Here is an 11,519-nt window from a genome sequence, read left to right on the forward strand (position 1 = left end):
GCCTGCGCGCGCGATCGCCGCGGCGAGCAGGCTCGCATCGGCAGTTCCGCCCAGAATGAGGGCGCGCGTCATGGCTGATTCCTTGGCTGATCCCTGGCTGACCATCATCGGTATCGGCGAAGATGGCCTTGCCGGGCTGTCCGAAGCAAGCCGAAAGGCGCTCAATGAGGCCGAAACCGTCTTCGGTGGTGCACGGCATCTCGCGCTTGCCGGCGTCGGCAGCCGCGGCCGTCCGTGGCCGGTGCCGTTCGACGCCGACGTCGTTCTGAGCAGCCGCGGCCGGCCGACAGTGGTGCTCGCTTCCGGCGATCCGTTCTGGCATGGCGCAGGTGCAGGTCTCGCCGAGAAGCTGCAGACCGGCGAGTGGACCGCGCATTCCGCTCCGTCGACCTTCTCGCTTGCGGCCGCACGGCTGGGCTGGCGGCTCGAATCCGCCGTCTGCCTCGGGCTTCACGCCGCACCGTTCGAACGTCTCGTTCCGCATCTGGCGCGAGGGGCGCGCATCATCTGCCTCGTGCGCGATGGGAAAGCGGCAAGCGATCTCGCAAAATGGTTGAGCGAGCGTGGATGGGGCGCCTCGTCCTTCTGGACGCTCGCCGCACTCGGTGGTCCACGCGAAAGCATCCAAGAACATCGCGCCGACGGTTTCGCCGGTGATCCCGCTGGAAACCTGATCACCGTCGCCGTTGAGGCGAAGGGCACGCATGGTATGCCCCACGCCTCGGGGCGTCCTGACGATCTGTTCGTCCATGACGGCCAGATCACCAAGCGGCCGGTGCGTGCGCTCGCGCTTTCGGCGCTGGCGCCGCGTCCGGGCGAACGGCTGTGGGATATCGGCGCCGGTTCGGGGTCGATCTCGGTCGAGTGGGCGCTGTGCGGCGGGACGGCGACCGCAATCGAGCCGCGCGAGGATCGCGTCGCAAACATCCGCAGCAATGCAGCGGCGTTTGGACTTTCGCACCGGATAACCGTCGTCACGGGGAGGGCGCCTGAAGCTGTTGCTGCACTCGAAGCACCGGATGCGGTCTTCATCGGCGGCGGCCTCGACATCGCGATGTTCGATGCGATCTGGTCGCGGCTTGCACCGGGCACACGGCTGGTTGCACATTCGGTCACATTGGAGACGGAAGCGTTGCTCGGCGATCTGCACCAGCGCCACGGTGGCGAGCTGATGCGGGTCGACATCGCTTATGCTGGCCCGCTCGGCCGTTACCGGTCCTGGGAGGCGGCACGGCCGGTGGTGCAGTGGAGTACGGTCCGATGAAGGTGGCCGGGTTTGGGTTCAGGAGAGATGTCACTCTCGCTTCGCTGCGCGAAGCGCTGCTGGCTGCGGGTGATCCCGAAGGCCTCACTGCGATGGCAACTGTCAGCGACAAGGCCGACGCGGAGCCGTTGAAGCAGCTCGCGCTTGAGTGCGGCCTGCCGATCAAGGCTGTTCCGGCCGACATGTTGGCCAGGATAGCCACGCCGACCCGGTCCAAACTCGTGATGGAGAAGTTCGGCATCGGATCGGTTGCCGAAGCAGCAGCTCTCGCTGCGGCGGGGCCGCGTGCACGGCTGATCTCGGCACGCGTTGTCTCGCGGGATCGCACTGCGACCGCCGCGATCGCGGAAGGAGACGGCGCATGACGGTGCATTTCATCGGGGCAGGGCCGGGCGCGCCCGATTTGCTGACGTTGCGCGGCCGCGACCTGATCGCGGCCTGTCCGGTCTGCCTCTATGCGGGCTCACTGGTCCCCGAAGGCGTGCTGGCGCATTGCCCGCCGGGCGCGCGCATCGTCAATACCGCGCCGCTATCGCTCGACGAGATCATCGCGGAGATCGCCGCCGCGCATGCCGAAGGCAAGGACGTCGCTCGCCTGCATTCCGGCGATCTCTCGGTCTGGTCGGCGATGGGCGAGCAGCTCCGCCGCCTGCGCGCACTCGGTATCCCTTTCACCGTGACGCCTGGCGTGCCGTCCTTCTCCGCCGCCGCCGCCGCTCTGGAGGCTGAGCTGACGCTGCCCGGTCTCGCCCAGACGGTGGTGCTGACGCGCACGCCCGGCCGCGCCAGTGCGATGCCCGAGCGCGAGAAGCTCGCCGCATTCGCCGCGACCGGTGCGGTGCTTGCGATCCATCTGTCGATCCATCTGCTCGACAAGGTCGTCGCCGAGCTCGCGCCGCATTATGGCGCGGATTGCCCGGTCGCCATCGTCTGGCGCGCGAGCTGGCCGGACCAGCGCATCGTCCGCGCCACGCTTGCTACGCTCGATGCTGCCGTCGGCACCGAGATGGAGCGCACCGCGATCATTCTGGTCGGCAGAACGCTTGGTGCTGCGGATTTCGACGAGAGCCGCCTCTATGCCGCCGACTACGATCGTCGCTATCGGCCTGTCGGTGCCGAGCCACGCTTTCCGGAGGCCTCGTGATGGCGGCAGGCTTCGTCATCTCCGCGCCGGCTTCCGGCGTCGGCAAGACCACGCTGACGCTGGCGCTCGCGCGCGCCTGGCGCAATCGCGGATTGAACGTGCAGTGCTTCAAGAGCGGTCCCGATTACATCGATCCCGCCTTCCACGCCGCCGCCACGGGGCGCGCTTCCGTCAACGTCGATAGCTGGGCGATGGACCGCGGGGGCATCGCCCATCTCGTCAGCCGCGGCGCGGACGCCGATGTCGTGCTCGCCGAGGGATCGATGGGCCTGTTCGACGGCGTCGCCGCGCGCGGTGTCTCCGGCACCGGTGCCACCGCCGACATTGCGGAGATGCTGGGCTGGCCGGTGGTGCTGGTGATCGATCCTTCCGGTCAGGCGCAGACCGCGGCGGCGATCGCCGCGGGACTTCGCGATTATCGCCCCGGTGTGCGCCTTGCGGGCGTCGTGCTCAACCGCGTTGCCAGCCCGCGCCACGAAGACCTCGTGCGGCGTGCGCTCAACGATTCCGGCATTGCCGTGTTCGGCGCGCTGCCGCGTCATGCCGAGATCAGCCTGCCGAAGCGACATCTCGGCCTGGTGCAGGCCGAAGAGCAGGGCGAGATCGGCAAGCTGATCGACGAGGCCGCGCGCTTCGTCGCCGAGCATGTCGATCTCGATGCGGTGCTGCGATCGGCTGCCAGCTGGTCGCCGCAACCTGCCGCGAATGGGCTGAACGTGACACCGCCGGGGCAGCGCATCGCGCTGGCCCGCGATGCGGCGTTCTCCTTCGTCTATCCGCATATGCTGGAAGCCTGGCGCGCGGCGGGCGCGGAGATCTCGACATTCTCGCCGCTCTCCGATGAAGCGCCTGACGCGAGCGCCGATGTGTGCTGGCTGCCCGGCGGTTATCCCGAGCTGCATGCCGGCAAGATCGCGGCCAATGCGCGTTTTCGCAGCGGCCTGCGCGCCTTTGCCGAAACGCGGCCGGTGCACGGCGAATGCGGTGGCTATATGGTGCTGGGAACCGCTCTGACCGACGCGGACGGTGTCCGCCACGAGATGACGGGACTGCTTGGCCTCGAGACGAGCTTTGCCAAGCGCCGCATGCATCTCGGTTATCGTCTGGCCGCACTCGCCGCGCCGATGCCGGGACATCGCTCCGGCGCACGCCTGCGCGGCCACGAATTCCACTATTCGACCATTCTTGCCCAGCCTGATACACCGCTGGCCGTCGTGCATGACGCGACCGGCGCGGTCATCGCCGAAACCGGCTCGCAGCGCGGCCACGCCACCGGCACCTTCTTTCATCTGATCGCGGAGGACCGGTGAGCGGATTCGTCTCCTTCATCTCCGCCGGGCCCGGCGACCCCGAGCTTCTCACGCTCAAGGGCGCCGCGCGGCTGCGCGAAGCCGACGTCGTGCTCTATGACGATCTTGCCTCTGGCGCGATCCTCGATCTCGCCCGGCCAGGCGCCAATCTCGTCGCGGTGGGGAAACGGGCAGGGCGTCCCTCGACCAAGCAGCACCACGTCAACCGCCTGTTGGTCGACTATGCCGCAACAGGCGCGCGCGTGGTGCGGCTCAAGTCGGGCGACGCCGGCATTTTCGGCCGGCTCGAGGAGGAGCTAGAGACGCTGCGTGAGGCCGGCATCGGCTACGAGATCGTTCCCGGCGTCACCTCGGCCTGCGTTGCCGCGGCGCAAGCCGGCATCCCCCTGACCCGGCGCCATACATCGCGCCGGGTGCAATTCGTCACCGGTGCCGATGTCACCGGCGAGTTGCCGCCCAACCTGAACTGGGCGGCGCTGGCCGACCCTGAAGCGACGACCGTGGTCTATATGGGCCGGCGCACCTTTCCGGCGCTTGCCGCAAAGTTGATCGCGCACGGGCTCGCTGCGGATACCCCCGCGCTGTTCGCCGAATCCCTCGGACGCCCCGACGAACGGCTGGTCCGCACCACCATCGCCGAGCTTGCCGAGCAGCTTGCGCGCGGCGGGGCCGCCTCGACGGCCGCCGTGATCCTGTTTGGGGCGCTGGCGGGGGATTATCCCACATGACGGCCTTGGCCGCCCTTCGCCCCTTGACGCAGGCTCAGCGAAAGGGGCACACAAGAGAGGCATGGTGCTCGACGCGGCGCAAAGCGCCGGAGCATAATCGGGAATGGGGGTGGGCGGACCCAGTTGCGGCGCCCAAAACCCCAGCCGCCCCCGCGACTGTAAGCGGTGAGGGACTCCGATCAGCCACTGGGCCGCAAGGTCCGGGAAGGCCGGAAATCCCGGGGAACCGCGAGCCAGGAGACCGGCCCTGCACGTTTTGAGGCCAAGGCCGTCGGGTGTGACGGCAGGAAGGAACTGAGCCATGCATATCGAACCCGGGGTCGTGACGGGCGCCAAGCTCGTGTTGAGTTACGCAACCGGCATCGCCGCAGGCGGCGTTGCGCTGAAGCTCGCGGTCGAGACCGTGCGTGAGCAGGGCATCACGTCGTTCGCGGCGCGGACGCTGGCCACCACAGTCCTCGTCTTCACTTTCTTCGAGATCCTGCCGCACTTCCCGGTCGGCGTCTCCGAGGTGCACTTCATTCTCGGCTCGACACTGTTCCTGCTGTTCGGCGCGGCGCCGGCGGCGTTCGGCCTTGCCTTCGGTCTGCTGCTCCAGGGCGTGTTCTTCGAGCCGGCCGACATCCCGCAATACGGCATGAACGTCACCACGCTGCTGGTGCCGCTGTTCGCGATCCAGGCGATCGCCACACGGATCATCTCGCGCAACACCGCCTATGTCGATTTGAAGTATCGGCAGGCGTTGGCGCTCTCGACGACCTACCAGGCCGGCGTGATCGCCTGGGTGGCGTTCTGGGCGCTCTATGGCTCGGGCTTTGCGATGAGCAACCTCGCCAACATCGCGACGTTCGCGGCGTCCTATGCGCTCGTCATCGTGATCGAGCCGCTCGCCGATCTCGCGGTGCTGGCACTGGCGAAGTCGCTGCGCGGCGTCACCGCGCCCGGCCTCGTCACCCCGCGCCTGCACAACGCGGCCTGAGAGACAAGCGAACGGGCGGCCAGCAGGGCCGCCCGTCGCGTTCGCGATGCTCACACTCTCCCTGATAGGCATCGGTTGCGGCGATCCCGACCAGCTCACGCGCGCCGCTGTTCAGGCGATCAACGCCGCCGATCTCGTCCTGATTCCGCGCAAGGGGGCGGCAAAGTCCGATCTCGCCGATCTCAGGCGGACGATCTGCGCGGACGTGCTCACCAGCGACAAGACAATCATTGCCGAATTCGACCTTCCCGTGCGCGACGCTGGTGAAGCTGACTATCGCAAGGGCGTGGACGATTGGCATGATGCGGTTGCCGCGGCCTGGTCGAAAGCGATCGCAAACCATCTCGAAGGCGAAGGCAAGGTTGCGCTGCTGATCTGGGGCGATCCCTCGCTCTATGACTCCTCGCTGCGCATTGCACGACGGCTCAATCCGTTGCCGACGATCGAGGTCGTGCCCGGTATCACCTCGATCCAGGCGCTGTGCGCGGCGCATGCGCTGCCGCTCAACGACATCGGCGAGCCCTTTCTGGTCACGACGGGGCGGCGCTTGCGCGAAGGCGGCTGGCCGCAAGATGTCGATACCGTGGTGGTGATGCTCGACGGCGGCACGGCGTTTCAATCGCTCGATCAGCGGGGCTTGCAGATCTGGTGGGGCGCCTATCTCGGCATGCCCGACCAGATCATCATGTCCGGCGCGCTCGCCGAGGTTGGCCCGCGCATCGTCGCGGCGCGGCAGGAAGCGCGCGAGCGGCACGGCTGGATCATGGACAGCTACATTCTCAAGCGCGCACGTTAAGCGAGGCAGCATGCTCCCCGAATGGGTCCCCCAGAACTGCCCCGATGTCTCCGCGGCCCATCGCGAGGCGGCGATTGCGCGGCAGGCGCAACTGACAAAACCGACCGGCGCGCTCGGCCGGCTCGAGCAGCTCGCAATCGAGCTTGCGGGCCTGCAGGCGACCGAACAGCCGCGTGCCGCACGGGTGCCGATCATCATCTTCGCCGGCGACCACGGCATCGTCGCGCAGGGCGTATCGGCCTATCCGCAAGCCGTGACTATCGCGATGATGGCGAATTTCGCCGCCGGCGGCGCCGCGATCTCGGTGCTGGCGCGCGAGCTTGGCTCGAGCCTGGAGGTGGTCGACGCCGGCACGCTGGCGCAGGACGAGATGGCAGGAATCGTCACCGACAAGCCGCGCCACGGCACACGCGATTTCAGCGTCGAAGCCGCTCTCGCACCCGCCGAGCTGGGGTATGCGTTCGAGGCCGGCCAGCGCGCCGTCGCACGTGCGGCTGCCCATCAGCCTGATCTCCTGATCTTCGGCGAGATGGGGATCGGCAACACCACGACCTCGGCGGCAATCGCGGCGGGCCTGCTCGGCATCAGCGCCGAAGAGATTGCGGGGAGCGGCACCGGGATCGATGCGGCGGGGCGCGCGCACAAGGCCCGTGTGATTGATGCTGCGATCGCGCGTCACGGCGTTGGCGGCGCTTCGCCGGAAAAAATCCTATGCGCCGTTGGCGGCCTGGAGATCGCGGCGATCTCAGGTGCGATCATCGCGGCCGCGCAGCGCCGCATCCCTGTATTGATCGATGGCTTCATCGTATCGGTGGCGGCGCTGGCGGCGGCACGTCTCAATCCGTCGTGCCAGCCGTTCCTGCTGCCGTCGCATCAATCGGCGGAGCAAGGGCATCGGCTGGTGCTGCGCGCGCTGAACGTGCAGCCGTTGATCAGCCTCGATCTCCGGCTCGGCGAGGGATCGGGCGCCGCCATCGCGCTGCCGCTGGTGCGCCTCGCCTGCAGCCTCCACAACGGCATGGCGACGTTTGCGCAGGCCAATGTGCCGGATCGTCCTAACTGATCCGCTGATTGACGGAGACGACGCGCCAGCCGCTCAGGAGGCGATCGATCCGGGTCAGCGACAGCGGATCGACCACGAAGCGCAAGGCCGCCGTCGGCGTCAGGTCCAGCGCGATGCAGAGCGCGGCGCGGATGGTGCCGGAATGCACGACGAGCGTGGCCGATCCGGCTGCGATCCGCGACAGGCCCAGCCGGACACGCGCGACCTGATCCGCAAAGCTCTCGCCGCCCGGCGGTCGTCCGCCAGCTGGATCGTTCCAGAACTGCGCATAGGCCTCACCGCGGGTCGCCTCGAGTTCGTCATGGCGATGGCCGGTCCAGTCACCAAAATCCTGCTCGCGGAATTCACTGACGGGCTCCGGCTCGAGGCCCAGCGCGCGCGCCGTCTCGACCGTACGCCGCGACGGGCTGGCATAGCCGGCGGCATCCGGTGGCAGGTGCCGTCGCACAGCGTCCAGTTGCGCGCGATCGCTGAGATCGGCCGGCGCGTCGGACGCGTGTATCGTGCCTGTGACGCCCGCGACGGGCGCGTGCCGTATCAACCAGAGGAAGGTCTCGCCTTCCATGCTCATCTCCAAGGAAGTTGGTCGTTGTGGCCATAACGCCGCAACTGGCACATTGACTCTGTTGTGATGGTAATCCTAGATGCTCGCGACGGTTTCCCCGAGAGGGGATGAAAAGGGAATACGGTGCGGGGACATTGTCCCCAACGCCGTGGCTGCCCCCGCAACTGTGAGCGGATAATCCTTCGTCAGAAGCCACTGGGTCCTCGGTCCCGGGAAGGCGACGAAGTGGTGATGACCCGCGAGCCAGGAGACCTGCCGTCAGCCGTGGTCACACGCGAAGATGTCGGTCGGGGAGTACAGACATTCGGCTTCATCGGACGGCTGAAGGGCCAAAAGGTGAGACCTCGTTCGCTGTGACGTGCCACTGACGTCATACCGAGGCCCGAAACCGTGTCTTCCATCCGTATCGTACGACCGCGAAAATTCCTGCTCGCCTCCGCGGCACTCACATCCTTTGCCGCTCTCGATCCGCCCGCTGCGCTGGCGCAGCAGGCCCGAGAGCCCCTGCCGCCGGTCGAGGTGTCGCCGGCCCAATCCCGCAAGCAGGCCAAGCCTGCCGGCCGGGAGGCGCAGAGCACGCGCCGCGCAGCAGCGCGCAGGCCGGCGACCGCAGCAGCGATGCCGAAGCCTGCCGTGCCGACTGCGGCACCCCCGACGCCGCTCAACAGCAATGCCGTGGCCGAAAGCGCCTCGCGGCTCGGCCTGACGGTGCGCGAGACGCCCGCGACCGTCGAGGTGATCTCCGCGGAGACCATGCGCGAGCAGGGTTATCGCACCGTGTCCGACGTGGCGCAGGGGGCGGTCGGCGTCACCTCCGGCGATAATCCGGCCGAGCCTTCCGCCTTCTCGATGCGCGGTTTCACCAACAGCCAGATCAACACGCTCTACAACGGCATCAAGATCGGTCCGCAGAACATGACCTCGCGGATCATGGACACCGCCAATCTGGAAGCCGTGGAATTCCTGAAGGGCCCGGCATCGCTGATCTCGGGCGAGGGCGCCGCCGGCGGGGCGATCAATTTTGTGACCAAGCAGCCGCACACGGGAGCGATCCGGAACGAAGCTGATTTCTCCTGGGATTCGCTCAGCTCGTTCCGCGCGCATTACGGCTCGGGCGGCAGCACCAATGTGCAGGGCCTCGACTACCGCTTCGACATCAGCCGTTCGGCGCTCAACGGCTTTGCCGACGACACCAATACCAAGATGCTCGATGTGTCGGGCCAGCTCAACTATCGCATCTCGGACAGTCTCAAGATCTGGGGCGCGATCGAGTATCGCGAGGATCGCTCGAAAGCCTATTGGGGCGCGCCGCTGGTGCCGATCGCTTTCAGTGGATCGCACGCGACGACGGGGATCGTCTCCGGCAACTACTTCAACAGGACTGATCTTGGGGCTGTCACGATCGACGACCGCACCTTCAATACCAACTACAACGTCCTCGACAACCGCAACGTCGCGCAGGAGGTGTGGCTGCGCGGCGGTTTCGAGCTGAAGCTGGCGCCGGACCTGACGCTGAAAAGTCAGGCCTATGGTTACGGTGCCGAGCGCACCTGGTTCAACAACGAGATCGAGGCGTTCGATTCCACCAACAACCAGGTGTATCGCGAGCGCTTCTATGTCGCGCACAGCCAGCGCCTCGTCGGCAACATCACCGATTTGATCTGGGACACGAATATCGCAGGCTTCGACAACCGGCTGGTCACGACGCTGTCGTCGAGCTATCTCGACTTCGTCAGGCCGGGCGCGGCAAACTTCCCGAACGATTATGTTTCGCTGGTCGATCCCAACCGCGGCTTCTACGGTCTGCTCACGACCAAGCAGCAGACCGCGCGTATCGACAACGAGGCGCTGTCGTTCGAGGACCGGCTGAAGCTGACGCGGACCTTCGCGCTGATCGGCGGCCTGCGCGTCGAGCACATCGGGCTCGATCGCAACTCGACGGATGCCGCCGGCCTGGTGAACGCGGGCTTCCCGTTCACGAAAGACTGGGCGCCGGTGACGGGCCGCATCGGCTATACGTGGGAGGTCGTGCCCGGCATGACTTTCTTCAGCCAGTACGCCACCGGCGCCGACGTCTCCGCGAACACCAGCTTCCTGTTGTCGCCGACCCAGCCGCTCGACCTGACGACCTCGCGTACCTACGAGACCGGCGTCAAGCACCTGTTCTGGGACAACAGGGCGGAGTGGTCTTTCTCGGCCTACGACATCGTGCGCAAGAACGTCTATGCCGCGGCCGGCGGCATGGCGCTCAACATCGCCGGGCGACAGGAGTCGAAGGGCGTCGAGCTCGCCGCTTCGGTCCGTCCGATCGATCCACTGCGTCTGTGGGGCAACATCGCCTATGTCGACGCCCGCTATGCCGACTACAATTTCGTCGGCGGCTCGTTCTCCGGCAATACGCCGCCGAACGTGCCGCGCATCGTGGCGAATGCGGGTGCATCCTGGCGCTTCTTCACGCCCTGGCCGGTGGAGCTCGGCATCACCGGCCGCCATGTCGGCGACCGCTACAACACCGATGCCAATGTCGTGACGATGAAGGCGTATACCGTCGCCGACGTCTACGCCTTCGTCGATATCCCCAAGACGGTATTCAACGCGGTCGACCAGGCCCGCCTGACCTTCCGCGTGCGCAACATCACTGATAAGCGCTATGCGATCTGGGGCGATCCGTTCTATCCCGACCAGATCCTCCTCGGTGCGCCGCGCACCTATGAGCTCTCGGCCGCGTTCAAATGGTAGGGCGCTGAACGGATGATGAGCGCGATCGTCGTTACGCATCGCTGGCTCGGGATCGCGTTCTGCCTGCTGTTCGCGATGTGGTTTGCGACGGGGATCGTGATGCACTTCGTTCCGTTTCCGTCGCTGACGGAAGCGGAACGGTTTGCCGGCCTTGCGCCGGTGGATCGTGGAGCGGCGAGGATCCCGGTTGTGGAGGCGGTCGCTGCGAGCGGGGTCGCGGGCGCCGTGCGCGTCCGGCTGATCCAGCGGAGCGATGCAGCGGTCTACATCGTGTCGGGATCGTCGCGCGTGCGCGCGGTCCGCGCTTTCGACGGAGCGGATGCGTCGGTCGCAATTGCCGATGCTGCGCTTGCCAGCGCGCGGGAGCACGCGCGCAATCGCGGGCTCGATGCCGCGCGGGCCGCGGTCGTTGCGCGTTCGGACTACGATCAGTGGAGCGTGCCGAACGGCTTCGATCGCCACCGGCCGCTGTTTCGTGTGGCGCTCGGCGATGCTGCCGGGACGGAAGTCTATGTTTCCTCGTCCACCGGCGAGGTCGTCCTGGACACGAGGCGGGGCGAGCGGGGCTGGAATTGGGCCGGCAGTGTGCTGCACTGGATTTATCCGACGGTCCTGAGAAGCAACTGGTCGCTGTGGGATCGCGTCGTCTGGACGCTGTCATTGCTGGCCTTGATCGCGGCGATGCTTGGTGCGGTGCTCGGGATCGCGCGGGTGCAGCTGCGAGGGCGCCGGATGTCCTCGCCCTATCGTGGCTGGCACGCGTTGCACCACGTCATTGGCCTCACGGCAACAATGTTCGTGCTGACATGGAGCCTCAGCGGCTGGCTCTCCATGGATCACGGCCGGCTGTTCTCGCGCGGACAATTGACCGCGGCCGAATCCGGCGTGATGAACGCGTTGCCTGATTGGGCGGCTGCCTCATGGCTCCCTC

Annotated in this window: 11 protein-coding genes and 2 riboswitches; of the genes, 10 read left to right on the forward strand and 1 reads right to left on the reverse strand. The window is 67.0% G+C overall.

From position 1 onward, the window contains the following. Positions 1 to 82 precede the first annotated feature (82 nt). From IC66_RS0113070 to cobT, 8 genes are all read left to right on the forward strand, one after another. Positions 83 to 1,264 (forward strand): bifunctional cobalt-precorrin-7 (C(5))-methyltransferase/cobalt-precorrin-6B (C(15))-methyltransferase, encoded by a 1,182-nt coding sequence (locus tag IC66_RS0113070; protein ID WP_038947921.1) that lies wholly within the window; start codon positions 83 to 85, stop codon positions 1,262 to 1,264. Beyond that, a complete protein-coding gene (locus IC66_RS0113075) occupies positions 1,261 to 1,629 on the forward strand; it encodes a cobalamin biosynthesis protein (RefSeq protein ID WP_038947923.1) in 369 nt (122 codons plus the stop codon). Before IC66_RS0113070 ends, IC66_RS0113075 begins: the two co-directional genes overlap by 4 nt. Beyond that, positions 1,626 to 2,408, forward strand: coding sequence for a precorrin-4 C(11)-methyltransferase (gene cobM, locus IC66_RS0113080; protein WP_038947924.1), 783 nt, complete (start codon positions 1,626 to 1,628; stop codon positions 2,406 to 2,408). Before IC66_RS0113075 ends, cobM begins: the two co-directional genes overlap by 4 nt. After that, the gene (locus IC66_RS0113085; RefSeq protein WP_038947925.1) at positions 2,408 to 3,718 is read left to right on the forward strand and encodes a cobyrinate a,c-diamide synthase; all 1,311 of its coding nucleotides are present in this window, start codon (positions 2,408 to 2,410) and stop codon (positions 3,716 to 3,718) included. The genes cobM and IC66_RS0113085 overlap by 1 nt, the downstream gene beginning before the upstream one ends. Beyond that, the gene (gene cobA / locus IC66_RS0113090) at positions 3,715 to 4,446 is read left to right on the forward strand and encodes a uroporphyrinogen-III C-methyltransferase (protein WP_038947926.1); all 732 of its coding nucleotides are present in this window, start codon (positions 3,715 to 3,717) and stop codon (positions 4,444 to 4,446) included. The genes IC66_RS0113085 and cobA overlap by 4 nt, the downstream gene beginning before the upstream one ends. A gap of 45 nt (positions 4,447 to 4,491) precedes the next feature. After that, positions 4,492 to 4,710: riboswitch (cobalamin riboswitch) on the forward strand. Between the two features lie 37 nt (positions 4,711 to 4,747). Then, a complete protein-coding gene (locus tag IC66_RS0113095; protein ID WP_028142453.1) occupies positions 4,748 to 5,425 on the forward strand; it encodes an energy-coupling factor ABC transporter permease in 678 nt (225 codons plus the stop codon). A gap of 46 nt (positions 5,426 to 5,471) precedes the next feature. After that, entirely contained in the window at positions 5,472 to 6,221 is a 750-nt protein-coding gene (gene cobF / locus IC66_RS0113100; protein ID WP_028142454.1) for a precorrin-6A synthase (deacetylating), read from the forward strand. Between the two features lie 10 nt (positions 6,222 to 6,231). Next, the gene (gene cobT / locus IC66_RS0113105; RefSeq protein ID WP_038947927.1) at positions 6,232 to 7,284 is read left to right on the forward strand and encodes a nicotinate-nucleotide--dimethylbenzimidazole phosphoribosyltransferase; all 1,053 of its coding nucleotides are present in this window, start codon (positions 6,232 to 6,234) and stop codon (positions 7,282 to 7,284) included. On the opposite strand, the gene IC66_RS0113110 is transcribed toward cobT, so the two are convergent. After that, the gene (locus IC66_RS0113110) at positions 7,277 to 7,849 is read right to left on the reverse strand and encodes a histidine phosphatase family protein (protein ID WP_028142456.1); all 573 of its coding nucleotides are present in this window, start codon (positions 7,847 to 7,849) and stop codon (positions 7,277 to 7,279) included. The two genes, cobT and IC66_RS0113110, sit on opposite strands and share 8 nt — an antisense overlap. A gap of 72 nt (positions 7,850 to 7,921) precedes the next feature. Then, a riboswitch (cobalamin riboswitch) is annotated at positions 7,922 to 8,123 on the forward strand. 116 nt (positions 8,124 to 8,239) lie between these two features. Here IC66_RS0113110 and IC66_RS47100 point away from each other — a divergent pair. Then, entirely contained in the window at positions 8,240 to 10,588 is a 2,349-nt protein-coding gene (locus IC66_RS47100; protein ID WP_038947928.1) for a TonB-dependent receptor, read from the forward strand. 12 nt (positions 10,589 to 10,600) lie between these two features. Beyond that, positions 10,601 to 11,519: PepSY domain-containing protein (locus IC66_RS0113120; protein WP_038947929.1), on the forward strand; the 919-nt coding region annotated here is incomplete at its 3' end.

Origin of the sequence: Bradyrhizobium genomosp. III (genome assembly GCF_000261705.1) — a bacterium.
GTDB lineage: Bacteria > Pseudomonadota > Alphaproteobacteria > Rhizobiales > Xanthobacteraceae > Bradyrhizobium > Bradyrhizobium ottawaense.